26 protein-coding genes are annotated in these 24,929 nt (G+C 71.5%); 10 read left to right on the top strand and 16 right to left on the bottom strand.

Annotation, left to right across the window (positions count from 1 at the left end; genetic code table 11):
• Nucleotides 1-148: 148 nt before the first annotated feature.
• Nucleotides 149-547 (top strand): sensor histidine kinase, encoded by a 399-nt coding sequence (locus tag FHS44_RS15630; RefSeq protein ID WP_184714986.1) that lies wholly within the window; start codon nucleotides 149-151, stop codon nucleotides 545-547.
• Here the strand turns inward: FHS44_RS15630 and map are convergent.
• On the bottom strand, nucleotides 544-1,392 hold the full coding sequence (gene map / locus FHS44_RS15625; RefSeq protein WP_184714984.1) for a type I methionyl aminopeptidase: 849 nt from the start codon (nucleotides 1,390-1,392) through the stop codon (nucleotides 544-546). The genes FHS44_RS15630 and map overlap by 4 nt on opposite strands.
• Before the next feature lie 45 nt (nucleotides 1,393-1,437).
• Between map and FHS44_RS15620 the strand changes: the two genes are divergently transcribed.
• Complete coding sequence (locus tag FHS44_RS15620; protein WP_184714982.1) at nucleotides 1,438-1,617, top strand: hypothetical protein; 180 nt, start codon at nucleotides 1,438-1,440, stop codon at nucleotides 1,615-1,617.
• Nucleotides 1,618-1,624: 7 nt separating this feature from the next.
• On the opposite strand, the gene FHS44_RS15615 is transcribed toward FHS44_RS15620, so the two are convergent.
• Both FHS44_RS15615 and FHS44_RS15610 read right to left on the bottom strand, forming a co-directional pair.
• Complete coding sequence (locus FHS44_RS15615; RefSeq protein ID WP_184714980.1) at nucleotides 1,625-2,287, bottom strand: cyclase family protein; 663 nt, start codon at nucleotides 2,285-2,287, stop codon at nucleotides 1,625-1,627.
• Nucleotides 2,284-2,547: a CBU_0592 family membrane protein gene (locus tag FHS44_RS15610; RefSeq protein WP_312863669.1), complete on the bottom strand. Its 264-nt coding sequence runs from the start codon at nucleotides 2,545-2,547 to the stop codon at nucleotides 2,284-2,286. The genes FHS44_RS15615 and FHS44_RS15610 overlap by 4 nt, the downstream gene beginning before the upstream one ends.
• A gap of 103 nt (nucleotides 2,548-2,650) precedes the next feature.
• Here FHS44_RS15610 and FHS44_RS15605 point away from each other — a divergent pair, with 103 nt between their 5' ends.
• Nucleotides 2,651-3,664 carry a LysR family transcriptional regulator gene (locus FHS44_RS15605; protein ID WP_184714978.1) on the top strand — a complete coding sequence of 338 codons (1,014 nt, stop codon included), beginning with the start codon at nucleotides 2,651-2,653 and terminating at the stop codon, nucleotides 3,662-3,664.
• Here the strand turns inward: FHS44_RS15605 and FHS44_RS15600 are convergent.
• Entirely contained in the window at nucleotides 3,636-4,217 is a 582-nt protein-coding gene (locus FHS44_RS15600) for a hypothetical protein (protein ID WP_184714976.1), read from the bottom strand. The genes FHS44_RS15605 and FHS44_RS15600 overlap by 29 nt on opposite strands.
• Nucleotides 4,218-4,333: 116 nt before the next feature.
• Between FHS44_RS15600 and npdG the strand changes: the two genes are divergently transcribed.
• The gene (gene npdG, locus FHS44_RS15595) at nucleotides 4,334-4,999 is read left to right on the top strand and encodes an NADPH-dependent F420 reductase (RefSeq protein WP_184714974.1); all 666 of its coding nucleotides are present in this window, start codon (nucleotides 4,334-4,336) and stop codon (nucleotides 4,997-4,999) included.
• 1 nt (nucleotide 5,000) lies between these two features.
• Here npdG and FHS44_RS15590 read toward each other — a convergent pair whose 3' ends face one another.
• From FHS44_RS15590 to FHS44_RS15575, 4 genes are read right to left on the bottom strand one after another with little or no spacing between them, the layout of a single operon-like run.
• The gene (locus FHS44_RS15590; RefSeq protein WP_184714973.1) at nucleotides 5,001-5,606 is read right to left on the bottom strand and encodes a response regulator transcription factor; all 606 of its coding nucleotides are present in this window, start codon (nucleotides 5,604-5,606) and stop codon (nucleotides 5,001-5,003) included.
• On the bottom strand, nucleotides 5,603-6,703 hold the full coding sequence (locus FHS44_RS15585) for a sensor histidine kinase (RefSeq protein WP_184714971.1): 1,101 nt from the start codon (nucleotides 6,701-6,703) through the stop codon (nucleotides 5,603-5,605). Before FHS44_RS15585 ends, FHS44_RS15590 begins: the two co-directional genes overlap by 4 nt.
• A gap of 16 nt (nucleotides 6,704-6,719) precedes the next feature.
• A complete protein-coding gene (locus tag FHS44_RS15580; RefSeq protein ID WP_184714969.1) occupies nucleotides 6,720-7,496 on the bottom strand; it encodes an ABC transporter permease in 777 nt (258 codons plus the stop codon).
• Nucleotides 7,493-8,413 (bottom strand): ABC transporter ATP-binding protein, encoded by a 921-nt coding sequence (locus FHS44_RS15575; RefSeq protein WP_184714967.1) that lies wholly within the window; start codon nucleotides 8,411-8,413, stop codon nucleotides 7,493-7,495. The genes FHS44_RS15580 and FHS44_RS15575 overlap by 4 nt, the downstream gene beginning before the upstream one ends.
• 123 nt (nucleotides 8,414-8,536) lie before the next feature.
• On the opposite strand from FHS44_RS15575, the gene FHS44_RS15570 reads away from it, so the two are divergent.
• From FHS44_RS15570 to FHS44_RS15560, 3 genes are all read left to right on the top strand, one after another.
• Complete coding sequence (locus FHS44_RS15570) at nucleotides 8,537-9,709, top strand: trans-sulfuration enzyme family protein (RefSeq protein ID WP_184714966.1); 1,173 nt, start codon at nucleotides 8,537-8,539, stop codon at nucleotides 9,707-9,709.
• A gap of 75 nt (nucleotides 9,710-9,784) precedes the next feature.
• Nucleotides 9,785-10,399, top strand: a complete 615-nt coding sequence (locus tag FHS44_RS15565) for a TetR family transcriptional regulator C-terminal domain-containing protein (protein WP_184714964.1) — start codon at nucleotides 9,785-9,787, stop codon at nucleotides 10,397-10,399.
• A complete protein-coding gene (locus FHS44_RS15560) occupies nucleotides 10,396-11,253 on the top strand; it encodes a haloalkane dehalogenase (protein ID WP_221460704.1) in 858 nt (285 codons plus the stop codon). The genes FHS44_RS15565 and FHS44_RS15560 overlap by 4 nt, the downstream gene beginning before the upstream one ends.
• A gap of 36 nt (nucleotides 11,254-11,289) precedes the next feature.
• Here the strand turns inward: FHS44_RS15560 and panB are convergent, their stop codons facing one another.
• Entirely contained in the window at nucleotides 11,290-12,123 is an 834-nt protein-coding gene (panB, locus tag FHS44_RS15555) for a 3-methyl-2-oxobutanoate hydroxymethyltransferase (RefSeq protein WP_376771594.1), read from the bottom strand.
• Nucleotides 12,124-12,333: 210 nt separating this feature from the next.
• On the opposite strand from panB, the gene FHS44_RS15550 reads away from it, so the two are divergent.
• The 3 genes from FHS44_RS15550 to FHS44_RS15540 all read left to right on the top strand — a co-directional run bounded on the left by FHS44_RS15550 (nucleotide 12,334) and on the right by FHS44_RS15540 (nucleotide 15,847).
• Nucleotides 12,334-13,548: an MFS transporter gene (locus FHS44_RS15550; RefSeq protein ID WP_184714960.1), complete on the top strand. Its 1,215-nt coding sequence runs from the start codon at nucleotides 12,334-12,336 to the stop codon at nucleotides 13,546-13,548.
• Between the two features lie 105 nt (nucleotides 13,549-13,653).
• Entirely contained in the window at nucleotides 13,654-15,216 is a 1,563-nt protein-coding gene (locus FHS44_RS15545) for an MFS transporter (RefSeq protein ID WP_184714958.1), read from the top strand.
• Between the two features lie 16 nt (nucleotides 15,217-15,232).
• Nucleotides 15,233-15,847, top strand: coding sequence for a TetR/AcrR family transcriptional regulator (locus FHS44_RS15540; protein ID WP_184714956.1), 615 nt, complete (start codon nucleotides 15,233-15,235; stop codon nucleotides 15,845-15,847).
• Nucleotides 15,848-15,850: 3 nt separating this feature from the next.
• On the opposite strand, the gene FHS44_RS15535 is transcribed toward FHS44_RS15540, so the two are convergent.
• The 7 genes from FHS44_RS15535 to FHS44_RS15505 form a co-directional block, all read right to left on the bottom strand.
• The gene (locus FHS44_RS15535) at nucleotides 15,851-16,693 is read right to left on the bottom strand and encodes an alpha/beta fold hydrolase (protein ID WP_184714954.1); all 843 of its coding nucleotides are present in this window, start codon (nucleotides 16,691-16,693) and stop codon (nucleotides 15,851-15,853) included.
• 156 nt (nucleotides 16,694-16,849) lie between these two features.
• Entirely contained in the window at nucleotides 16,850-17,065 is a 216-nt protein-coding gene (locus tag FHS44_RS15530) for a DUF1918 domain-containing protein (protein ID WP_184714952.1), read from the bottom strand.
• A 197-nt stretch (nucleotides 17,066-17,262) separates the two neighbouring features.
• Nucleotides 17,263-19,047 (bottom strand): NAD+ synthase, encoded by a 1,785-nt coding sequence (locus FHS44_RS15525; protein ID WP_184714950.1) that lies wholly within the window; start codon nucleotides 19,045-19,047, stop codon nucleotides 17,263-17,265.
• Between the two features lie 44 nt (nucleotides 19,048-19,091).
• Nucleotides 19,092-19,988, bottom strand: a complete 897-nt coding sequence (locus FHS44_RS15520) for a WD40 repeat domain-containing protein (RefSeq protein WP_184714948.1) — start codon at nucleotides 19,986-19,988, stop codon at nucleotides 19,092-19,094.
• Nucleotides 19,989-20,054: 66 nt separating this feature from the next.
• Entirely contained in the window at nucleotides 20,055-22,043 is a 1,989-nt protein-coding gene (locus FHS44_RS15515; RefSeq protein ID WP_246435425.1) for a sensor histidine kinase, read from the bottom strand.
• A 68-nt stretch (nucleotides 22,044-22,111) separates the two neighbouring features.
• The gene (locus FHS44_RS15510; protein ID WP_184714944.1) at nucleotides 22,112-23,575 is read right to left on the bottom strand and encodes a BTAD domain-containing putative transcriptional regulator; all 1,464 of its coding nucleotides are present in this window, start codon (nucleotides 23,573-23,575) and stop codon (nucleotides 22,112-22,114) included.
• Nucleotides 23,576-23,649: 74 nt separating this feature from the next.
• Complete coding sequence (locus FHS44_RS15505) at nucleotides 23,650-24,891, bottom strand: MDR family MFS transporter (RefSeq protein WP_184714942.1); 1,242 nt, start codon at nucleotides 24,889-24,891, stop codon at nucleotides 23,650-23,652.
• Between the last annotated feature and the right edge of the window lie 38 nt (nucleotides 24,892-24,929).

The following is a 24,929-nucleotide window of genomic DNA, read 5'->3' as shown; positions in this document are numbered from 1 at the left end:
GTAATCTGGAGGAAACGGGGATCAGCGCCATCGCGGCGGCGTTCGCACCGCGCGCCACGCCCAACGCGTACGGGGTCACGTGTACGGTCGGGGAGCCGGTGACCGCCGCAGGCGGCGGAAGGGGTGAGCAGTGGCCAAGGAATTGAGCATGTGCGCGGACCAAACCCTCGCCCAGACCCTTGACGAGCTTCTGACCGGGTGGGCGCGCGACAACGGTGTCACCGTCGAGATCTGGGCGCTGCCCACCCAGGACGTGCCGGACGAGGTCACCGGCGCCGTCCTGGCCACCCTGCGGGAGGCCCTGTCCAACGTCCTGCTGCACAGCGGGGCCGACGTCGTCTCCGTCGCGGTGACCGTGGGGCCAACGGGCCTGCGCATGACGGTCAGCGACAACGGGGTGGGCATCTACGGCTCGCCCTCGGGCCGGGGCATAGCCGCCATGCGCGGGCACTTCGCCGGGATCGGCGGGGCACTCAGCGTCAAGGGCGTCCTCGGAGGGGGGACCACCGTCACCGGCACCGTCCCCCACAGCCGTCTGAGCCTCTAGGGAAGCGTCAGGATCTCGTGCCCGGTCTCGGTGACCAGGATCGTGTGCTCGAACTGGGCGGTCCGCCTGCGGTCCTTCGTCACCGCGGTCCACCCGTCGGGCCAGATCTCGTAGTCGATCGTGCCGAGCGTCAGCATGGGCTCGATGGTGAACGTCATGCCGGGCTCAAGCGTGACCGCCAGCGACGGGTCGTCGTAGTGCGGGACGATCAGCCCGGAGTGGAAGGTGGTGCCGATGCCGTGGCCGGTGAAGTCGCGCACCACGCCGTAGCCGAACCGCTTGGCGTAGGCCTCGATAACCCGGCCCGCCACGTTGAGCTGACGCCCGGGGGCCACGGTCTTGATGGCCCGGTTGGTCGCCTCGCGGGTGCGCTCGACCAGCAGCCGTGACTCCTCGTCAACCTCGCCGACCAGGAAGGTCGCGTCGGTGTCGCCGTGCACGCCGCCGATGAACGCGGTGATGTCGACGTTGACGATGTCGCCGTCACGGAGCACGGTGTCGTCGGGGATGCCGTGGCAGATCACCTCGTTGATCGAGGTGCACAGCGACTTGGGATAGCCGCGGTAGCCGAGCGTGCTGGGGTAGGCGCCGTGGTCGCAGAGGAACTCGTGGCCGATCCGGTCGAGCTCGTCGGTCGTGACGCCGGGCGCCACGTGTCTGCCGACCTCCTCAAGCGCCTGGGCGGCGATCCTGCCCGCGACGCGCATCCGCTCGATGATCTCGGGGGTCTTGACGTCGGGCTCCCCGGTCTTCGGGGTTTTCTTCCCCACGTACTCCGGCCGTTGGATGTGGGCGGGGACCTTGCGCGTGGGCGAGATCCGCCCGGGCTGGAGCAGTGTCGTCATGGTCCCCCAGTCTAGTTGTGGTTCTCACTGGGCAGGATTGATCGTATGAGCGATAGATGGTGGTTCTGCCTCACGCACATGGCGGTCGAACCCGACGAGGGCTGCCCGAACAAGGACAGGCTGGGGCCGTACCCGACGCGTGAGGCCGCGGCCAACGCACTGAAGACCGCGGCCGAGCGCAACGAGGCCTGGCGCGAGCAGGACAAGGCCTGGGACGACGACTGAGCGGGCGCTACCGCCCGTCCACGACCGCGTAGGCGCGGACCGGGAAGGTGCCGAGACCCGTGATCATCGGGGGAGCGGCGTGCAGGCGGAACCCGCTGTCGGGAAGCGCGGACAGACCGGTCAGGTGCTCGACGATCGGGATGCCCGCGCCGAGCAGCAGCGTGTGCGCCGGACGCTCGCCCCTCGGCGGGGTGTCGTCGATGTTCAGCGAGTCGATCCCCACCAGGGCCACCCCCTGCTCCTTCAGCCACCGCGCCGCCTCGGGTTCGAGGTAGGGGTGGCCGTGGAAGTAGGCCTCGGTGCCGAAGTGCCGGTCCCAGCCGGTCTGGACGAGTACGGCCCTGCCGCGCACCTCCAGACCGGCGAACCGGTCGGCCCCCACCGACCGCGCTCCCTCGGCCCTGACGACCAGGCCGGGAAGGTCGGCGACCGCGTCGAGCGGCACCCCCGACAGGTCGGGCTCCTCCGGATAGCGGTGGTAGGGGGTGTCGAGGTAGGTGCCGGTGTTGGCGGCCAGTTCGACGGTGCCGATGTGGAACTCGGTGCCGGGGGCGTAGACCTCGCGTGAGGCCTCCCGGCTCAGGTGCACGCCGAGCCGGGGGCCGGGAACGCCCGGGTAGGTGAGCATGCCCTCGGTGATGCGGTGGCTCAGCTCGATCAGCCGTGTCATCGGAGACCTACCGTCCTTCTGTCGCTGCGGGCGTTTCTGATCACGGCCGCCAGACCGATCATGGCCCAGGCGACGTTGAGGATCGCCGAGGGCCACGCGGAGTGCGAGGCCGCGCTGACCATCAGGGCGACCGAACCGGCAAGATTGATCACCTGGTACGGCAGGCCGTCCCCGGCCATCCGGGACGAGGAGACCATGGCGTAGCCGTACAGCATGACGGCCGCGCTGATCCAGCCGAGGAGATCGGCGAACAGGGGCACCGGATCACGTCCCGGTGGGGAAGGCGCTCATGCCTCCATGGTCTCGGCCCCCCTTGATGAAGTGCAAATAAAGTCTTCTAAACAGGCGCGTAAGCTGAGCTGCATGGAAATTGATCCACGGCGGCTGCTCGTGCTCCACGAGGTCGCGAGCCGCGGTGGCGTCATGCGGGCAGCCGAGGCGCTGCACCTGACCGCCTCCGCCGTCTCCCAGCAGCTCGCCCAGCTCGAACGCGAGGTCGGGCTCGCGCTCATCGACCGCTCCCAGCGCAGGGTCGCCCTCACCCCGGTGGGGCGGGTGCTCGCCGGATACGCCGAGCGGATCGAGGAGGAGCTCAGCGAGGCCAGGCGGGAGCTGACCCGCTTCACCGAGCTGCTCGCCGGTCCCGTCTCGATCGCCGCCTTCCCCACGGTCATCAGGCACCTGGTGCTGCCCGCGCTGGAGACGCTCGCCGAACGCCACCCCCAGGTCGTCCCGCGCGTCCACGAGCTGTACGGCGCGCCCGCGCTGCGGGAGCTCAGGCTCGGCGGCGTCGACCTGGCCATCACCGAGCACGACGCCGACGAGTCCGTCCCCGCCCAGGCCGCGCTCGTCTCCCACCCTCTCTACGTGGACGAGTACCGCATCGTGGCGCCTCCCGGCTGGGCGGAGATCCCCAGGACCGTCGCCGACCTGGGCGGGGTGCCGTGGATCGCCGGGCCGCCGGACCAGGCCTGCGGGCAGGCGCTCGAACGGCTGGCGGCCCTGCACGGGTTCACGCCCCGCAGGGCGCACCTCATCGAGGAGTTCCCGCCGACCCTCGCCCTGGTCGCGGCCGGGCACGGGGTGGCGATCGTCCCCTCACTGGCCCTGCTGGAGGTCTCCGCGGGCGAGGTCGTGGTGACCGGCATCTCCAACGTGGGCGCCCGCAGCCTCGGCGTCGTGACCCGGGTCAGCCGCGCCCGCTCGGGGGAGCCGGGCCCGGTGCAGGCGGTGGTCATCGCCGCGCTCAGGGAGGCGGCGCAGGCGCTCGGCGCCCGGGTCGGCAAACGCTACGGGGCACCGAGACGGCGGCGCTTCACTTGGAACGGTCAGGCTTCACCTGGAACGGTCAGTAGGATGGGACCCGGGGGCCGCTGACCCTGTCAAGCAGCCTGGCCAGCCTGTCACGCAGCCCCGGCCGCCGCCCGGTCTCGCCCGCGGCCAGGCTGATCAGGTGCTGGGCGCCGTCGAAGGACAGCGGCGCCCGCTCGGTGACGGCCAGCGCGTCGTGGGCCAGGCCCTCAAGCTCGGGGTCGCCGCCGTCGAGCGCGAGGATGGTCGCCCCGACCCTGCGGGCGTCGCTGACCCGTTCGAGCAACGGCGCCGGGGCCTGCTCCTCGGTCACGACGAACAGCGTCTCGCCCCGCCGCGCCTGCTCGATGCGGTCGAGTCCGACGCGCAGGTGAGCGGGGGCGTCGGGGGCGGGCGTCCAGCGCACCAGGGTCGGGGCGAGCTGGGGGAGCCCGGCGAGCCTGGCCTCGTCGCCCAGGTGCGCGGTCAGGTGCCAGGGTTCCTCGTGGGGTGTGCCGACGACCATGAGGCCGCCGGGGGAGCGGGTCGCGCGCAGCGCGAGCCCGAACTCGCGGGTGCGCTCCACCCAGCCGGACGGGCCGAGAATCTCGCGAAGGATTTCCACTGACCGAGAGTCCATCCCTTCATCGTGCCCCGGCTCGCCCCGGTGTGACCGGAGGAACACGATCCTGGCATGATCTGGACAGACAACGGCCGGGGCTGCCCGCGGGGCAGACAGTGAACGGGGAGCGATCAGTGAGCACCGATCTTCCAGACGTGAGCGGCATCTCCATCGGGATCCTTGGTGGCACGGGAGACCAGGGCAAGGGTCTGGCCAGGCGGTTCGCCCTGGCGGGCAACCCCGTGCTGATCGGCTCGCGCAGCGCCGAGCGCGCCCAGGAGGCCGCGGCCGGTCTCGGCGGGCAGGTGAGCGGCGCGGACAACGCGACCGTGGCGGCCGAGGCCGACGTGGTGATCGTGGCCATCCCCTGGGACGGCCACCGCTCGACCCTTGAGTCCCTGCGCGCCGAGCTGGCCGGGAAGATCGTCATCGACTGTGTCAACCCGCTCGGCTTCGACAAGCAGGGCGCCTACGCGCTGCCCGTCGAGGAGGGCAGTGCCGCCCAGCAGGCCGCCGCCGTGCTGCCCGACAGCCGGGTCGTCGCCGCCTTCCACCACGTCTCCGCCGTCCTGCTGCTCGACCCCGAGGTCGAGGAGATCGACCTGGACGTGCTCGTCCTCGGTGACGACCGCGAGGCGACCGACACCGTGCAGGCGCTGGCCGCCCGGATCAACGGGGTGCGCGGCGTGTACGGCGGGCGCCTGCGCAACGCGCACCAGATCGAGGCGCTGACCGCCAACCTCATCTCGATCAACCGCCGCTACAAGGCCCACGCCGGACTGCGCGTCACCGACGTCTGAGCTAGATCCAGCCGACGTCCTGGGCGATCCTGATGGCCTCGACCTTGTTCCTCGCGCCGGTCTTGGCGATCGCCCCGGTCAGATAGTTGCGGACCGTCCCCGCCGACAGGTGCAGCCGCGCCGCGATCTCCTCGGCGGGGGCGCCGCGCGCCGCCTCCCTGAGCACGGTCGCCTCCCTGGGGGTCAGCGGGCTGGCGCCGTAGGCGAGGGCGGTGGCGACCAGCTCGGGGTCGAGCACCCGCAGGCCCTGGGCGGTGCGGCGGATCGCGTCCGCCAGCCGGTCGCCGGGGGCGTCCTTGACCAGGAAGGCCTCGATGCCCTCGGCCAGCGCCCTGCGCACCTGGCCCGGCTGGCCCATGGCGGTGAGCACGAGCACCCGGCAGCCGGGCAGCCGTTTCCGCAGCTCGACGGAGGCGGTGATGCCGTCCACGACGGGCAGCTCGATGTCCAGCACCGCGACATCCGGGCGGGTCCGCAGCGCCGCGGGGACGATCTCGTCGCCCCCGGTGACCTCGGCGACCACCTCGATGTCGGGTTCGAGCCGCAGCAGCGCGACCAGCGCCGCCCTGATCATGTGCATGTCCTCGGCCAGCAGCACCCTGATCACGCGGGCACCTCCATCGCGAGCAGGAACCCGCCGCCCTCGGTCCGTTCGGCGCTGACGGAGCCGCCGAGCCCCGCCGCCCGCTCCCGCAGCCCGGTCAGCCCGTTGCCGCGCCCGGCCCCCCTGCGGGCGCGGTCGTTGACCAGCTCCAGGCGCACCGTACCCTCGTGCGCCAGGGTGCTGATCGAGCAGGTCGTGGCCTGGCTGTGCCGTACGACGTTGGTGACGCCCTCGCGCACGGCCCACGCGAGCGCCTCGTCGACCGGGCGGGGCACCGTCAGGTCGGCCAGCTCGGTCCTGCAGCTCACGCCGGAGGCCTCAAGCAGCGCCACCGCCCGGTGGACCTCCTGGGCCAGCGACATCTCCCGGTATCCCCTGGCCACCTGACGCACCTCCTGCGCGGCGTCCCTGGCCACGGCCGCCAGCTCGGCCAGCTCCGACTTGGCGGCCTCGGGGTCGCCGTCGACGAGCCTGCGGGCCAGGTCGCCCTTGAGCGCGATGGCGGTCAGGCTGCTGCCCAGGCCGTCGTGCAGGTCGCGGGAGATCCGCAGCCGCTCCCGCAGCACCGCCGCCTCGGCCAGCTCCATCCTGGCCTCGGCGAGCTGCCTGCTGACGACGACCAGCCGTACCGCCCCGTAGGTCACCCCGCTCGTCACCACGACCGTGGTCAGGTTGTAGACGGCGAGCGGCAGGTTGCCGCCGGAGACGGCGAGTCCCATGGACAGGTCGAGCACCCCGATCAGGGCCACCAGAGGGATCGCGACCCGCTCCCGCAGCCTGAGGAGCACCGCGGAGGCCAGGATCGTCTGAGTGCTCGACGCCCAGTTGTAGCCGAGGACCGGCGACAGCGAGTACAGCACCGGGATGGCGCCGTAGGTGACGGCGGTCTCGACGATCAGGGCGACGGGAACGCCGCGTTGCTCCCGCCCCCGCAGCGCCCGCCGTACCACCAGGTGGTGCGGGACCAGGAAGGCCAGGGCGGCGGCCGTCAGCGCCGCGAGCTCCAGGGCGGACCCGGTGATGAAGAACAGGACCAGGGTGAAGCCGACGGCGATGACGTAGACGACACCCACGGCCATGTGCTGGGGGGTAATCCGCATGTCAGGAACCTACAACCTACGATTTCCTGCTCTCCCAGCGGAACCGGCGCGCGATGACGAGCAGCGCGGCCGCCGCCCACAGCGCCAGCTTCAGCGTCGGTACGGCGGCCGCCCCCAGGTCGTCAACCAGACCGCCCCGTGCCGCGTAGGCCACGCGGGCCATGTCCGTGACGGCCGCGGTCGGCAGCACCCCGAGGACCGTGCCGACCCAGCCGGGCAGCATCTGGGTGACGGGGCCGAAGCCGCCCGCGCCGAGCCCGGCCAGCAGGAAGAACGGCATCGCCATCGGGGCGGCCAGCTCGCTGCGCGGCACGACCACGGTGAAGGCCGCGCCGAGCAGGCACAGCACGAGGGCGCCCGCGACCACGGCGAACAGGTACAGCAGCGGGTCGCGCGGCACCGGCAGGCTCGTCAGCGCGTACAGCGCGACCGAGACCACCGCCGTCAGCGCCGTGCTCTGCAGGACGAGGTTGGCGACCTCCCCGCCGAGGATGTCGCGGTCGCCGAGGCCGGTCGCCCGCATCCGCTTGAGCAGGAGCTGGTCGCGCCGGGCGGACAGGGTGACCGCGGTCTGCTGGAACGTCGCGACGACGAGGACCGTCGCCAGCACCCCCAGGTGCATGTTCAGCAGGAACTCCGGACTGCCCGGCTGCAGCCGGTCCATCATCAGCGGCATGCCGGTGCCGAGCAGCAGGAACAGAGCCACGGACGTGCTCAGCGCCGTACGGTCCCGCCAGAACAGGCGGCCGTTGAACCGGGTGACGACCGCCAGGTCACGTGCGGACACGGTCACACCACCTCCTTCTCGGAGTCCGTCTCGGACCGCTCGTCGGTCGCGAGGTCGAGGAACAGGTCTTCGAGCGTCGCCGTACGGACCTCAAGGTCGCGCAGGCGCAGGCCGCGTCCGGCGGCCCAGTCCAGCAGGGTGTGGGCGGCGAGGTCGGGGTCGGGGACGCGGTAGACGGCGAGGTCGCCCTCCGGGGTCGCGCCGGGCAGGGGCAGGTCCCGCAGGCCGACCGAGGGGGGAAGCTCGAAGGCGACCCGGCCCGTCTGGGCGGCCAGGGTCTCGGCCATCCCGCCGCCCGCGACGACAGTCCCACGGTCCATGATCACCATGCTGGAGGCCAGGTGCTGCGCCTCCTCCAGGTAGTGCGTGGTGAGCAGGATGGTGGTGCCCTGCCGCGCCAGGTCCAGGATGACCTCCCAGGTGTCCCTGCGGGCCCGCGGGTCCATCCCGGTGGTCGGTTCGTCGAGGAAGAGCACGTCCGGCCTGCTCAGGATGGCCAGGGCCAGGTCGAGACGGCGTTTCTCCCCGCCGGAGAGCTGGCGTACCCTGGTGCCCGCCTTCGCGTCGAGCCCGGCCAGCCCGAGCGCCTCGTCCCTCGGCCTCGGCGCGGCGACGAAGTCCCGCCAGGCGTCAACCGTCTGCGCCACGGTCAGGTCGGGGAAGAACCCCGCCTCCTGGAGCATGATCCCGCTGCTGCGGCGCACCGCGGCCCTGTCCCTGACCGGGTCGAGACCGAGCACCCTGACCGTTCCCTCGTCGGGTGCCTGGAAGCCCGCCAGCACCTCGACCGTGGTGGTCTTCCCAGCGCCGTTACGCCCGAGCAGGGCGAAGATCTCTCCCTGCGCCACCTCGAAGGAGACGTCCCTGACGGCCGTGAAGTCCCCGTAGCTCTTCCTGAGCCCGTCCACCTGAATCGCTGTCACACCTCAAGAGCATGCGGATCGGCGCCTCGCTTCGGCAGTGAGGAATTCACATGTCTGGCGCATCAGGGCAAAGTCCCCGGACCCGCCCCGACTAGGTCCGCGGTGGGTGGACATCCTTGACACATGACTGAACTTCGCCCGGAGACACGCACCGTCCACCTGCCCCGCCCTTCGCTGAACGGCAGCCGCCCCATCGCCGTGCCGATCTACCAGACCTCGGGCTTCGTCTTCGAGGACCCGGCCGTCTTCGCCGAGGGGATGGGCCGTCCCGACGGCGCCTTCGTGTACGGCAGGCTGTCCAACCCGACAGTCCGCTCCCTTGAGGAGGCCATCGCCGGGCTCGAAGGCGGCGTCGGGGCGGTGGCGACCGCCTCGGGCATGGGGGCGATCAACTCGGTGCTGCTCGGCCTGCTCAAGCCCGGTGACCACCTGATCGCGCAGAAGCCCCTCTACGGTGGCACCGCGGCGATGCTCAACGACCTGTCCTCGCGCTTCGGCATCGAGGTCTCCTACGTGCCGGAGGACGACCCCGAGGCGTTGCGCGCCGCCGTACGCCCCGAGAGCAGGCTGGTCTATCTGGAGACCATCGCCAACCCGGTGACCCAGGTCGCCGACCTGCCGGGGATGTGCGCGGCCGCCCGTGAGGCGGGGCTGGTGTCCGTGGTGGACAACACCTTCGCCTCGCCGGTGCTGTGCCGTCCGATCGAGCACGGGGCCGACATCGTGGTCCACTCGACGACCAAGTATCTGAGCGGGCACACCGACGTGCTCGGCGGCATCGCGGTCTTCGCCTCGGACGACCTCTACCGCAGGGTGTGGCACTTCGCTGTCGAGCTCGGCGCGACCGCCGACCCGTTCGCGGCCTGGCTGACCCTGCGCGGCATCCAGACGCTGCCGCTGCGGATGGAACGCCACTGCGCCAACACCCGGGAGCTGGCGCTGCGCCTGGACAACCACCCCGCGGTCGCCGCGGTGCACTGGCCCGGCCTGCCCTCGCACCCCTCGCACGCCCTGGCCAGGAAGCTGCTGCCCGACTTCGGGGGTGTCTTCTCCTTCGACCTGGTCGGCGGGCGCGCGGCGGGCGAGAAGTTCATGAGTTCGGTACGGCTGGCGCTGCTGGCCCCCTCACTCGGCGGCGTCGAGACACTCGTCCTGCACCCGGCGACCACCTCGCACCGCTCGCTGACGCCCGAGGAACTGGCGCGGCACGGGATCCGCGAGGGCACGGTCAGGGTCGCGGTCGGCATCGAGCACATCGAGGACCTGTGGGACGACTTCTCCCAGGCACTGTCCTGAGCCGGTGAGCGACGGCTCGGCGCCGGTGGCGCCGGGCCGTTTGACTTTTCCAATACGAACGTTCATATTGGATGCATGGCGAGAGCTTCCAAGAAGGACCAGATCCTCGACCAGGGGATGCGGGCCGTGCGCAGGACGGGCCTGGTCGGGTCGAGCGTCCGCGACATCACGGCGGCGGCGGAGGTGCCGCTGGGATCGTTCGGCAACCACTTCGCCTCGAAGGAGGCGTTCGGGCTCGCGGTGATCGACCACTACTTCGCCGGGGTCCGCGAGATCGTCGCCGCGACGCTCGACGACACCTCCCGGCCGCCGCTGGCCCGGCTGCGGGCCTACTTCGACGAGATCACCGACCGGCTCGAACGGCGCGGCTGGCACGACGGGTGCCTGATCGGCAACACGAGCCTGGACTCGACGGAGACCAGCGAGGCGATCCGCGTCCGGCTTTCGGAGGTGTTCGCCGAGTGGCACGAGCCGTTCGCCCGCTGCCTGCTGGAGGCGGAGAGAGCCGGGGAGGTCACGCTCCCGCTGCCCGCCCTGAGCTTCGCGGACTTCCTGATGGCCTCCTGGCAGGGGGCGATGCTCAGGATGAAGGTCGAACGCTCCCCGGAACCGCTCGAACGGTTCAAGACGGTCGTGTTCGACGCCCTGCTCGCGCCGGGCCGTACCCCCACGAATGAGAGGAACCGATGATTATGACTTATCCCAGGACGCGGGTCGAGGTGCCGGGCACGTACATGAGCCACGTGGACACCGGAGACGGTGAGCCGGTGGTGTTCCTGCACGGCAACCCGACGTCGTCCTACCTGTGGCGGAACGTGATCCCGCACCTGGCGGACGTCAACCGCTGCCTGGCCCCCGACCTGGTCGGGATGGGCGCCTCGGGGCCCGCGCCCGACGGGGCCTACCGCTTCGCCGACCACGCCCGCCATCTCGACGCCTGGTTCGACGCGGTGCTGCCGGAGGGGCAGGTCACGCTGGTGCTGCACGACTGGGGCTCGGCGCTCGGCTTCCACTGGGCGCACCGGCACCCGGAGCGGGTGCGCGCCATCGCCTACATGGAGGCGATCGTGCAGCCCCGGCTCTGGGCCGACTTCCCCGAGGGACGCGACACGCTGTTCCGCGCCATGCGCGGCCCCGAGGGGGAGCGCCTGATCCTGGACGAGAACTTCTTCGTCGAGACCGTGCTGCCGAAGAGCGTGCTCAGGACGCTCGACGAGGCCGAGATGGAGGCCTACCGCGCGCCGTTCCGCACCAGGGAGTCACGCCTGCCGACCCTGGTCTTCCCGCGTGAGCTGCCCATCGACGGGACGCCCGCCGACGTGGCCGAGACGGTCGAGGCGTACGGCCACTGGCTCGCGGGCAGCCAGGTCCCCAAGCTGCTGATCTCGGCCGAGCCGGGGGCGATCCTGGTCGGCCGGGCCCTGGAGTTCGCCAGGACGTGGCCCAACCAGCGGGAGGTCACGGTCCGTGGCGTCCACTACGTGCAGGAGGACTCCCCGCACGAGATCGGCGAGGCCGTGCGGAAGTTCGTGCTGGCTCTCTGAGCCGGTGGCCCCCGGGGACCACCGGCTCAGAGAGGGTCAGCGGTAGCTGTGCTCGACGGTGGGGAAGGAACCGCCGGTCACCTCGTCGGCGAAGGCGCGCACCGCCCGGTCCATCTCGCCCGCGAGGTCGGCGTACCTCTTGACGAACTTCGGCGGGTTGGGGGTCAGGCCCATCAGGTCCTGCCAGACCAGGACCTGGGCGTCGGTCGAGGGCCCGGCGCCGATGCCGATGGTCGGGATCGACAGGGAGGCGGTGACCCGCTCGGCGAGGTCGGCGGGGACGCACTCCAGGACCACCGCGAAGGCCCCGGCGTACTCCAGGTCCTTGGCGTCGGCCATCAGCTCGTCACCCGACTGGCCGCGTCCCTGCACCCGGTAGCCGCCGAAGGCGTTGACCGACTGCGGGGTCAGGCCCAGGTGGGCCATCACCGGGATGCCCGCCGAGACCAGGGTCTCGACCTGGGGCATGACCCTGCGGCCGCCCTCCAGCTTGATCGCGTGGGCGCCCGCCTCCTTCATGAAGCGGGCGGCCGTCTCCAGCGCCTGCTGGGGAGAGGCCTGGTAGGAGCCGAACGGCAGGTCCGCGACCACCATCGCCCGGGAGGAGCCGCGCACCACGGCCGAGGTGAGCGGGATGAGGTCGTCGACCGAGACCGGCAGCGTCGAGTCGTAGCCGTAGACGACCATGGCGGCCGAGTCGCCGACGAGCAGCACCGGGATGCCTGCCTCGTCGAAGACCCTCGCCGTCATCGCGTCGTAGGCGGTGACCATCGGCCACCTCTCGCCCCGCTCCTTGGCGGCGGCGATGTCCCTGACGGTGACCCTTCGCCCGGCCTTGCCGCCGTACAGAGCGGTCGGCTGGCCGGTCATGGAAGAGGGCACGGAAGAGGACATGGATGAAGACACAGAAGAGGGCATGAAAAGCCTCCAGCGGAGTCTCGAGGCGTCCCTGTGACGTCCCCGGACTGCTTCCGATGATTGCACGCGGACGTCTTGATAAACACCCCCGGTCCCGTCCGTAATCCGGTGCGGAGCGTGTCGGTGCCATACGACACAATACGCGGGGAGGTAAGTAATCAAATGGCATTGGAGCCTTACCGTCGTCTGCTGTCCGTGCCCGGTGTGCGGTCGTTGCTGCTGGTGGGGACGGTCGCCCGGATACCGGCGACCGCGACCGGGATCACCCTGACCCTGCACGTGGTCAACGGCCTCGGGCTCGGCTTCGCCCAGGCGGGGCTGGCCGCGATGGCGAGCGCGATCGGCACGGCCGTCGGCTCGCCGCTCGCGGGACGGTTCGTCGACCGTCGCGGGCTGCGGCCCGTGGTCCTGGTGACCTCCCTGGCGCAGCTGGCCTTCTGGGCGACGGCCTGGGCGCTGCCGTTCCCCGCGCTGCTGGCCGCCACGGCGCTGGCCGGGCTGCTCAGCCTGCCGCTGTTCAGCGTGCTCAAGCAGTGCGTCGCGGCGATGGTCCCGCTCGAACAGCGCAGGCTCGGCTACTCGCTCGACTCGATCCTCATCGAGCTGTCCTACATGACGGGCCCCGCGCTCGGCGTCCTCGGCGTCACCCTGATCGGCAGCACGTGGACGATGTGCGTGGTCGGGGTCGGTCTCGTCGGCGCGGGCGCGGCGCTGTTCTTCATGAACCCGCCTGTCCGCTCGGACGAGGAGGCCGAGGAGGCCGAGGAGATGGCACAGGCGGGGGAGAAGGTGTCCAGGCGCCGCTGGCTGACCCCGGCGGTCGCGGGCCTGCTCGGCACCGTGTGCGCGGCGACCTTCGTGCTCACCACGACCGAACTCGCCCTGGTCGCGACCATGAAGCAGTCGGGCGACACCGCGTGGACGGGCCTGGCCATCGGCGTCTGGTGCGCGTACTCGTTGGTCGGCGGCCTCGTGTACGGTGGCCTGTCGCGGGGTTTCTCCCCGCTGCTGCTGATCGGCGCCATGGGCGTGCTCACCGTCCCCGTGGGGCTGGTCGGCGACGACTGGCGCTGGCTGATGATCGCGCTCCTGCCCGCCGGGGTGCTGTGCGCGCCGGGGCTGTCGGCCACGGTCGACACCCTGAGCCGCTGGGTCCCCGCGGGGGCGCGCGGCGAGGCGATGGGCCTGCACGGTACGGCGCTGCTGATCGGCGGTGCCGCGTCGGCGCCGATGGCCGGGGCGCTCATCGACTCCTGGGGACCGGGCTGGGCCTTCGCGGTCGCGGGCCTGGTGGGGGTGGCCATGGTGCTGCTCGCCCTGCCGTTCTGGCGACGAACAGGTGTCCCCGCTGAGGGATCCGTACCGGTTTCCGTCTGAATTTGCCGGAAATATCCGGCAAATACGAAACGCAACGGTTGCGTATCGTAAGATCTACCGATACGGTACTGTTTCGAAACTTTTGTGTATCGAAACGGGGCATCCATGGAACACCAAACCGGCCACCCGAGACGGTGGCAGATCCTGGGGGTGCTGGTCTTCAGCCTCCTGGCGGTCGTGTTGGACAACACGATCCTCAACGTCGCGCTGAAGACGATCGCCGACCCCCAGGAGGGCCTGGGGGCGACGCAGAGCCAGCTCGAATGGGCGATCAACTCCTACACCCTCGTCTTCGCCGGACTGCTGTTCACCTTCGGGGTGATCGGCGACCGCACCGGCCGCAAGCGCATGCTGTTCATCGGCATGGTGCTCTTCGGCCTGGCGTCGCTGGCCTCCGCGTACGCCCAGGACCCGACCCAACTGATCGTCGCGCGGGCGTTCATGGGCGTCGGCGGTGCGGCGATCATGCCGGCCACCCTTGCGATCATCTCCAACGTCTTCCCGCCGCAGGAGCGCGGCAAGGCGATCGGCGTCTGGGCGGGAGGCGTCGGCATCGCCGTGGCGATCGGCCCGATCACCGGTGGCCTGCTCATCGAGCACTTCTGGTGGGGCTCGGTCTTCCTGATCAACCTGCCGATCGTGCTGATCAGCATGGTGCTCATCGCGCTCGTCGTGCCCGAGTCGCGTGACCCCAAGCCCTCCAGGCTCGACCCGGTCGGCGTGCTGCTGTCCATCATCGGTCTCGTCGCGATCACCTACGGCATCATCAGGGGCGGTGAGCTGGCCACGGTCGCCAGCGCCGAGGTGCTGGTCCCGACGATTCTCGGTCTGGCCGTGCTCGCGGCCTTCATCTGGTACGAGCGCCGCATCGACCACCCGGCCTTCGACGTCCGCTACTTCTCCAACGCCCGTTTCTCCACCGCGGTTGGCATGATCGGCATCGTGTTCTTCGCGATGATGGGCGCGATGTTCTTCCTGATCTTCTACCTGCAGATCGTCCTCGGCTTCACCCCGATGGAGTCGGGCGCGCTGATGATCCCGTTCGCCGCGGCGCAGATCATCTTCGCCCCGCTCAGCCAGCAGATGGTCAGGCGCTTCGGCAGCAAGGTGAGCGCGACCGTCAGCATGGTCGTCGTGGCCGCGGCCCTCGGCTCGTACGCGCTGATGGACCAGCACACCCCGATCCTGGTGATCGAGATCGTCTTCTTCGTCCAGGGCGCGGCGATGGCCAACATCATGCCGCCCGCGACCACCACGATCATGGAGTCGCTGCCCAGGGAGAAGGCGGGCGTCGGCTCGGCCATGAGCAACACCGTCCGCCAGGTCGCGGGCGCGCTCGGCGTCGCGCTGCTCGGCTCGCTGCTCTCGGCGACCTACCGCGACGAGATCGCCCCCAGCCTGGCCGGCCTGCCCGCCGACCTGCAGCACCTGGGAGGCGAGTCCCTGACCGGTACGCTCGGCGTGGCCAAGGCCCTCGGCGAGCGCGGCGTCGCGCTGATCGAACCGGCCAAGCACGCCTTCCTCGACGGCATGCACGTCACCGCCCTGGTCTCCGCCGCCTTCGCGCTCCTCGGCGCGCTGGTGGTGCTCAGGTGGCTGCCGGGCAGGAACGCCCCGGCACAGGCCGCGGAACAGCACGATCCCGACAGGGAACCGGCCAGCGTATAGGTAGTGTGGAAAGACGATGACCACGACGGACGAGACTCAGGCGACCCGCCCCGCGGGCCGCCCCCGCAGCGCCCGGGCGGAGAAGGCGATCATCGACGCGACCCTTGACCTGATCAGCGAGAGCAGCGGTCTCGGTGAGCTGTCGATCGAGGCGATCGCCGCCCGCGCGGGCGTCGGCAAGACGACGATCTACCGCCGGTGGTCCAACAAGGAAGACCTGCTCGTCGACGCCCTCGCCGCCCTCAAGGCGCCGCTGCCCACGCTGGCGGGCAGGTCGCTGCGCGAGGATCTGGTCGCCTGCGCCGAGGTCTTCCTCCGCGAGACGCGCAACGCGCGGTCGCGGTGCGTGATGAACATCGCGATGAACGAGGCCGAACGGCATCCCCGCCTCGTGCAGCGCATCCACCAGGCGACCATCGCGCCGCGCAGGGCGGTGCTGACCGCGTTGCTGGAGCGCGGCGTCGCGACCGGCGAGCTGAGGGCCGACCTCAACGTGCCGATCGCCCTCGCCTCGCTGATCGGGACCATGGTCTGGTACGTCAGGGGCTTCGAGCCGGGCCACGAGGATCTTCCCGAGGGGGCCGCCGAGCAGGTCGTCGATCACCTGCTCGTCGGCCTGGTCCCTCGCTGACCCCTACCGGCTGATCTTCGCCTCAAGCCACGGCCGCAGCACGGGCAGGACCGCGGGCGGCTGCATGGCCCCCGTGTGGTCGAGCCCGTCGAGGACCGTCACGTCCCAGCCGAGTGACTCGATCTCCGCCCGCCGTTCGACGACCGCGCTCGCGATGCCCACGCGCACGTCACCCCAGCGCTCGCCGTACTCGATGTCGTCGGCCGACCCGACGAAGCAGAGCCTGGGGCAGGTGACCCGCGCCTGGGCGGCCAGGTCGTCGAACGTCTGCAGTTCCTCGTACAGCGTGACGAACTGCCCGGTCTGGTCCGGCGACATCGTCACCTCGACCGACGACCAGTCGCCCGCCTCCGACGTCTGGGACGCCTTGCCCGAGGGTCCGGCGAGCGCCATCGCGTGGGTCGCCCCGGTCACCCGCAGCATCTCCTTGTACGGCCCGCCGACCGGTGGGAATCCGCCCATGACCAGGGCGGACAGCCGGTCGGTCCTGAGGGCGAGCTGGAGGCCGCTCAGCGCGAGCCAGGAGTAGCCGTAGTAGGCGAACCGGTCGGCCCCCGCGGCGTCGGCGACGGCGAGCAGGTCGCGGGTGATGTTCGCGGGGGTCAGGGTTTCGGGCTTCGGGTTGGCCAGGACGTGGCCCTCGTAGTCGAAGGCGACCACCGTGAAGGCGTCGCGCAGGCCCTCGACGAGGGAGCGGCCGAGCGCGGGATCCATACCCCAGGCACGCATCGCGTCGGCCTGAGGTCCCTCGACGGGCCGGGGGTTGACGGGCAGCAGCAGGACGGGTCCCTCCCCGTGGATCTCGACCTCGATGGTGCTCGCGTCGTGCAGGGTCACCGTGGACATCGGCGTCCTCTCTCGTGTGGCGTGAGGTAACTCCGTACATCGTAAGGAGTTCATGGGCGCAAGAATAGCTTATGTCGTAAAGAGTTGCTGCCGGGGGGCGGAAACGCGTTCGCCGCCGCCCCTGAACAGGGACGACGGCGAGCGGATCACCTCACGTCACGAGGTGGTGAGCGGGGTGTCCTTGCGCTCCTCGGTGACCACGTGCGCGTCAGGGCCGGGGAACACCATGGTCTCGTGCTCGTCGTGCTCCCAGTGCACCATGTAGGGCGGGGAACCGTCCTCGTGGACCAGCCCCACGATCACGCCGATGCGCCGGGTCTCCCCGTGCCGGGTGCCCTCGACGACGAGCCTGTCGCCTACCGCTGCCTTCATCTGATCTCCCCCTCTTTCCTGGACTCCGGCGAGCCGCGGAACGCGGGCGGACCTGTGGAGGGGAGGTGACGGCGCCCGCTCGCCGCACGCCGGACCACCGCGGCCGAACTCAGCCCCCTCCCCGGCCGTCGGTGCTCCTACCAGCGGTGATACCCACCCCGAGCGCTCATGCACGGCACAAAACAGGTCAGAGGGGGTCAGAGGGTCGTTTCGCGCCAGCGGTTGGTGATCGGCAGACGGCGGTCACGGCCGAAGTTCTTGGGAGTGATCTTGGGACCCGGGGGATACTGGCGGCGCTTGTACTCGGCCAGGTCCACCAGGCGGATGATCCTGGCGACCAGGGCCGGGTCGTGGCCCGCCGCGACCAGCTCGGCCGAGCCCATGTCCTTCTCCACGTAGTCGTGCAGCAGGGGGTCGAGCACGTCGTACTCCGGCAGGGAGTCGGTGTCCCGCTGACCGGGACGCAGCTCCGCGCTCGGCTCCTTCTCGATGGAGTTCTCCGGGATCGGCGGGCGCGCGAAGCCGTACAGGAACTCGCCCGACCTGCCCGCCTGGGCGTTGCGCCAGCGTGAGAGCTCCCAGACCAGGGTCTTGAGCACGTCCTTGATGGGCGCGAAACCGCCCGCCGAGTCGCCGTAGAGGGTGGAGTATCCAACGGCCAGCTCACTCTTGTTGCCGGTCGTCAGCACCAGGTGACCGTGCTGGTTGGACAGCCCCATCAGGATCGTGCCGCGCACCCGGGCCTGGAGGTTCTCCGCGGCCAGCCCGGACAGCTCGATCTCCTTCTCGAAGGCGTCGACCACCCCGGAGATCGGGACGAGCCTGGAGTTGATCCCCTGCCGCTCGACCAGCTCCCTGGCGTCGCCCAGCGAGTGCTCGGAGGAGTAGCGCGAGGGCATCAGCACCGCGTGCACCCGCTCCGGGCCGATCGCGTCCGAGGCGATCGTGGCGGTCAGCGCCGAGTCGATCCCGCCGGACAGGCCGAGGATGACCGACTGGAAGCCGTTCTTGCGCACGTAGTCGCGCACCGCGAGGACCAGCGCCGAGTAGACCTCCGCGGTGTCCTCCAGATGCTCGGCGACCGTGGGCGTCAGCGGCTCGTACGGCTCAAGCGGCCGGGCGGACAGTTCGACCCGCTCGACCGTGATGACCGTCCCGTCGCCCGCCTCGGTCTCGAAGGTCCCCAGCCCGCCGAACCGGGCCTCTGGCAGGTCGAGATCGACGACCAGCAGCTCCTCGGCGAACTGCGCCGCCCGCGCGACGAGCTCACCGGAGGCCGAGACGACCAGCGAGTCGCCGTCGAAGACCAGCTCGTCCTGGCCGCCGACCTGGTTGACGTAGAGGATGGCGCAGCCCGACTCCCTGGCCCGCCGCGAGACGAGCGCGAGCCGCACGTCGTCCTTCTCCCGCTCGTACGGCGAGGCGTTCGGCGTGACCAGCAGCCCGGCCCCCGCGTCCGCGGCCACGGCGACGGGACCGCCCTCCTGCCACAGGTCCTCGCAGACGGCGATGGCCACGTCCACCCCGTGCAGCCGGAAGATCGGCAGCCGGTCACCGCGCACGAAGTAGCGGTACTCGTCGAAGACCCCGTAGTTGGGCAGGTGGTGCTTGGCGCTCCTGACCACGACCTGACCCCGGTGGATGAGGGCCGCGCCGTCCAGCGGGGCGCCCTTCGGCTGGCCGACGCGCGGGGCGAGGTTCGCCCGGTCCACGTAGCCGACCACGACCGGCATCTCGCCGAGCCCCTCCTCGGCGAGGCGCGTCGCCAGGGCCTCAAGGGCGGCGAGCGAGGCCTCGACGAAGGAGGTCCGCAGCACCAGGTCCTCGACCGGGTAGCCGGTCAGGGACATCTCGGTGAAGACCGTCAGGTGCGCGCCGCGCTCGGCGGCGCGCCCGGTCCACTCGACGATCCTGGCGGCGTTGGCCGCCAGGTCGCCCACCGCGGGGTTGGTCTGGGCAAGGGCGATGCGCAGTTGGGCCACGAGCCCTACCCTATTGCGGCCACCCCCTCCGGCGCGGGCGGGGCTCAGCCGATGACGCTGAGCAGCCCGAGGTTCTTCGCCTGGCCGATCTCGGGCACGCGCTGGCTCACCTTGTAGGTGTCGGGGTCGAGCACGACCCACGTGTTGGCGCTCCTGCCCTTGACCCGGACCACGAGGGTGCCGTCGCTCAGGAACCTGGCGCCGATCAGCGTGCCCCGCACCGGGATGGTGATCTTCTTGCCGGTCCTGGTGTCGTACAGCGACGGCGTGTAGGACAGCGGCCAGGAACCGTCCCCACCCGGGTCGTTCGCGCCGATCGCGTGCACCACGACCCGGTCACCCTTGGGGGAGACGCTGTCGACGTGGTTGGCGAGGCGGATCCCCGGGACCTTGGTGGAGACGTGCGAGGCGGTGTTCAGCAGGTAGACGCCCCGGGTGTCCCCGGCGTACCCGGCGAGCGTCCTGCCGTCGGCGGACCAGGCCAGGTGGCAGACGCCCGCGGTCCTGCCCGCGACCACCGGCCTGCCGCCGTTCTCGCCGACCAGCGCGACGGTCGCCCTGGTCGCGTTGCCCTTCGTCACGTAGGCGATCCGCTTGCCGTCCGCGCTCCAGGTGGGGGTCAGGCACGGCCCGCCGTAGGCGGCGTTCGCGGCGACCACCCTGTCGCCGGTGGCGGTCTTGACGTGCAGGCGCCCCTTGCCGTCGATCCAGGCGACCTTCCCGCCCCCGGGCGCCGCGGCGAACTGCGCGATGAAGCCGCCCCCGCCGACGGACAGCTTGCTCAGGCCGCCCTGGTGGGTGGTCACCTCGACCCCCGATCCCTTGTAGCCGAAGTAGACGGCCCCCGGGGTGGTCGCCCGGGTGGGGGAGGCGACGGCCGCTGTGGACGCGACGGCCGACACGGCGAGTGCGGCGCCGACGGCCAGAGCCAGGTGCTTCACGCGAAACTCCTCGGATAAGTTCAGCAACGCCTTGTCTGACCCGCGGAAGCGGCGAAAGGTTCACACTCAGGCTGTGGAAATCGGCAGCACGGCCTCCACGACCGTGCCGCCTCCCGGCGCCGAGCCGATCACGCACGTCCCGCCGAGTTCCGCGGCGCGCTCGCGCATCGAGATCAGTCCGACGCCCGCGCGGGGCCCCTCGGGCAGCCCGTTCCCGTCGTCCTGGACGCGGACGACCAGCGACTCGCCCCGGCGCAGCGAGACCACCGCGGAGCGGGCCCCGGCGTGCTTGCGGACGTTGGTGAGTCCCTCCTGCGCGATCCGGTAGGCGGCGACCTCGGTGGCCGCCGGCAGGTCGGACAGATCGCCCTCGGTCTCCACGGCCACCTCGGGCTCACCATCCGCGGCCAGCGCCCGTACGGCTCCCGCGAGCCCCAACTCGTCCAGGGTCGGCGGGCGCAGGCCGTACACCAGCTCCCTGATCTCCTGGCCGACCGTGTCCATCCCCTCGCGCAGCTCGGCCAGCAGCCGGTCCGCGGAGGCCGGGGCGGAACGCAGGCTGATCCTGGCCATGTTGATCGACATCGCCATGTCGGTCAGCGCGTGGCCGAGCCCGTCGTGCAGGTCCCGCCGCAGGCGCCTGCGCTCCTCCTCGCGGGCGGTGAGGATCCGCTCGCGGGAGCGCCGCAGGTCCGCGGTCATCGCCACGGCGTGCACCACGTCCGCGACGTACGGCGTGACCACGGCGATCAGCCGGTCGTTGTGGGCGGCGGCGAACCTGCGGGGGCCGGGGGAGCCCAGGATCAGCCGCCCGACGGGCTCGCCGTGCCAGACCAGCGGCACCACGCGGGGAGTGGGCCCGAGCAGGCCGATCTCGACCCGCCTCGTTCCCGGGGAGCGCGCCTCGACCGCCACCCCGGTCACGCTCAGGCCGTCCTTGACCACCGAGGCGACGGCGGCCAGCGCGTTCGCGGGCTCGGCCTGGCGGACCTCCCTGGTCAGCCGGGCCGCCAGGGCGGCGGGATCGCCGTGCGTGCCGTACATGAGACGGTCGGCCCAGCGCCTGAGCATCGTGCGCAGCGGGTGGAAGAACACCCCGGCGAGCAGTGCGGCGGCCAGGCCGCCCACCCGGTCGTAGCCGGACAGGGCGAACCCGGCGACCGCTCCGGCCCCGAAGTAGACGACGCTGACCGCGGCGATCAGCCCGGCCGCCACGAAGGCGCGGCTGATCACGGTGTCGATGCCGTACAGGCGGTGGCGCAGCACGGAGAAGGTGATGGCGACCGGGATCAGCCCGGTCCACACGGTGGCCGCGAGCACCCAGTCGTTCCCGCCGAGCATGCAGACGATGTAGACGGCGAACGCGCCCAGCGGCCAGGCGATCTGGCGGCGCATCACCGGGTCCGCCCGGCGCAGGCGCAGCGCCAGCGAGAGCATCGCCAGCACCGCGAGCCCCATGATCAGGGTCAGCATGCCGCTCTGCAGCACCGCGCCGTACGGCGTCAGCGCCTCGATCGCCAGCGGGTTGGGCAGCACCCTGGGCAGCGGGTAGTCGTCCAGGGGAGGCGAGGGCCGTACGACCAGGCGGAACGCCTCGACGGCCATCACCACGGCCGACAGCACCACGACGGGACGCCAGCGCCGGGAGGGAAGCCTGCCGTCGGGGGAGTAGAGCGGCAGCAGGACCGCCAGCGTCACCCCGCCGACGGCCCAGCCGATCCCGGCGGCGTAACGGTGGATCCCGGCCGCGGCCAGGTCGCCCTGGGCCCCTGAGCGCAGCATCAGGGCGGTGCCCAGGACGTTGACCGCGCAGGCGATCCCGCCGACGCACATCAGCCACGCCGCGGGCGGTCGGGAGCGATGGGCCAGCAGGAAGGCGCCGACCAGCGGGAAGGTCAGCGCGCACGACAGGTCGGGGGAGACGAGCAGCCCGACGTCCCACCCGGACGGCAGGTCCCAGGCGAGCGCCAGCGCGACCACCGTCAGCGCGGACGCGGCGGTCGAGAGCGCGATGACCGCGAGCCTGGGCCGGGAGATCGCCCGTCGCGCGGGCATGGCGGGCACGGTAGGCACGACGTCCGTTCCGTCGGGGGGACGGCCGGACGGGGTCACGACCGGCATCGTCACCTGCCTACGTCACCCGGGTTGACCAGGCCCGACTCGTAGGCGGCGACGACGAGCTGGGCGCGGTCGAACAGCCCCAGGTGGTCGAGGAGCTTGCTCACCGCCTGGCCGACCGCCCGCTCGGAGATCGCCAGGGTCACCGCGATCTGCCGGTTGGTGAGCCCCCTGGCGATCAGCTTCATCAGGTCGAGGTCGGCGTCGCCGAGCCCCGCGAGACCGGGCGGAGCCGAGGGGTTGGCCCGCCCGGCGAAGCCCGCGATCAGACGGGTCGTGACCGCGGGGTCGATCAGCGCGTCACCGGCCTGCGCGGCGCGCATCGCGCTGATGAGCTGCTCGGGGGCGGAGGTCTTGAGCACGAACCCGCTCACCCCGGCCCGCAGCGCCGCGTAGAGGTTGTCGTCCGTGCCGAACGTGGTCATCATGATCACCTTCGGCGGGGCCTCGTCGGCCAGGATGCGCCGGGCGGCGGTCAGGCCGTCGAGCCGGGGCATCTGGATGTCCATCAGCACCAGGTCGGGACGGGTCTCGCGGACGACCGCGATGGCGTGTTCGCCGTTCTCCGCCTCGCCGACGAGCTGGAAGCCGGGCTCGCTGTCGAGCACGACGCGCAGGCCCGTGCGGACCAGCGCCTGGTCGTCGGCCACCACCACGCGCAGCGCCGGGGCGGCGGGCCGTACGACAACGCTCTCCTGCACGGGCGGCGTGCTCCCGCGCGGGTCCAGGTGGGCGGCCTGCGAGAGTATGTCCGACTCAAGACGCTGCAGGGTCGCGCCAAGGTCGAGCCCCAGCTCCTCGCGGAGCGTCGCCCTGGCCCGTCGGAGCGCTCCCAGCGCGTCACCCTGCCTGCCGCCCCGGTAGAGCGCCAGGGCCAGCAGCCGCCAGGCCTCCTCACGCAGCGGATGGGCCGAGACGTGCGCCTCCAGGTCGGCGACCAGCGCGCCGGACCGGCCCAGCGCCAGCCCCGCGTCCGCGCGGCGCTCCAGCGCGATCAGCCGCAGCTCCTCAAGCCTGCCCGCCTCGGTCACCGCCCACGGCAGGTCGGAGAACTCGGCGAGCGCCGGTCCCCGCCACAGCGACAGGGCCTCCCCGAGCCGCTGCCACACGGTCGCGGGATCGCCCTCCGTCTTGACGGCGTCCTCGAACCTCCAGGCGTCCACCTGCCGGGCCTCGGCGCGCAGCGCGTACCCCGGCGGCGCCGAGACCAGCACCTCCGCCTCCTCCCGGGGAGCGCGGCCCGGTTCGAGGGCGCGCCGCAGGCGTGAGACGTATCCCTGTACGGTCGACAGCGCCTGAGCGGGGGGTTCGCCCGGCCAGAGCTCGTCGATGAGCATGCTTACGGGCACGGCGCGACCGCCCGCGACGAGGAGGCGGGCCAGGACGGCCATCTGGCGCTGGCCGCCGAGATCGATCACCGTGTCGCCGTGGCGAGCCTGGAACGGTCCGAGAGCACGAAATATCAGCATCGCAGGGTAAGCGTAGGGCTAGCTGGTCTGACGTCATACGGTAATACCCACCATCGTTCGCATCCTGTGAGAAATCACCGGGCATTCACGGCCGCGGCCGCCGAATCCGCCACCCCCGCGCGTGTCGTACGGCGCCGCAGCGCGGGCCCGAGGGCGAGCACCCCCACCGCTGCCACCAGGTCGACGGCCCCGATGACCGGCCAGAGCGCCCAGGGCCCCAGTTCGAGCAGCCGGGTGCCCAGCAGCGGGGCGACCATGGAACCGCCCGACCAGGCCAGGCCGTACAGGCCCGCGTAACGTCCGCGCAGCGCGGGTGGGGCGAGGGCGGCCACCATGGCGCCCGCGATGCCCGCGGTGACGATCTCCCCGATCGTCCACAGGACCACGGTCGCCGCGTATCCCAGCACGTCGGAGACCAGGGCCGTCAGCGCGAAGCCCACGCCGATGATCGCCAGGCCCGTGGCGAGCACGACGGCGTGGTCGCGCCTGCCGAGCCAGTCACCGGTCAGCGGCTGCAGGATCACGATCAGGACGCCGTTGACCGCGGCGACCAGGCCGTAGTCGGTGGTGGACAGGCCCTGGGCCGTCATCGCCAGCGGCAGGGTCGTGAACACCTGCGCGTAGGCGAGCGTGGACAGCAGCGTGACCAGGCAGAAGGCGACCATCAGCCGGTCGGTGAGCACGACGGCGAAGCCACCCCCGCGCGGCTCCGCCGTGCCGCGCGCCGGGAGCGTCTCCGGCACCGCCCGCCACACCAGCAGGCCGAAACCCAGCGCCGCGGCGGCGTTGATCGCGAACATCCAGCCGTACCCGGCCCGCGCGAGCCAGCCGCCCGCGACCATCGCGACCGCGAAGCCGAGGTTCATCGCCCAGAAGATCAGGCCGTAGGCGCGGGGCCGGTCCTGTGGCGGGACCAGGTCGGCCACCAGGGCGTTCGACGCCGGACGGTAGACGTCGACGGCGACCCCCAGCACGAACATGGTGACCACGACGGCGGTCAGCGAGGTCCCGTACCCCAGCGCCCCCATGGTGAGGGCCGTGGCGACCATGCCCCCGGTCAGGGTGATCCGCCTGCCGAACCGGTCGGTCAGCCACCCGGCGAGGACCTGCGACAGCAGCGAGCCGACGCCGAAGACCGTCATCACCGCCCCGGCCGCGGCGTACGACATGCCGCGCTCCTGCGTCAGGAACACCCCGATGAACGGCTGGACCATCATGCCCACCCGGTTGACCAGCGTCCCGGTCCACAGCGCCCAGAACGCCCTGGGCAGGCCGCCGACCTTCGACCGCAGGAAACCGGTCAAGTCACTCTTCATGTCCACAGGGTTGGACAAGGGCAGTGTTATGCCCCACT

Source organism: Streptosporangium saharense, assembly GCF_014203715.1.
Classification (GTDB): domain Bacteria; phylum Actinomycetota; class Actinomycetes; order Streptosporangiales; family Streptosporangiaceae; genus Streptosporangium; species Streptosporangium saharense.
The sequence above is the reverse complement of the archived record's forward strand: the minus strand, read 5'-3'. Positions and strand labels throughout refer to the sequence as shown.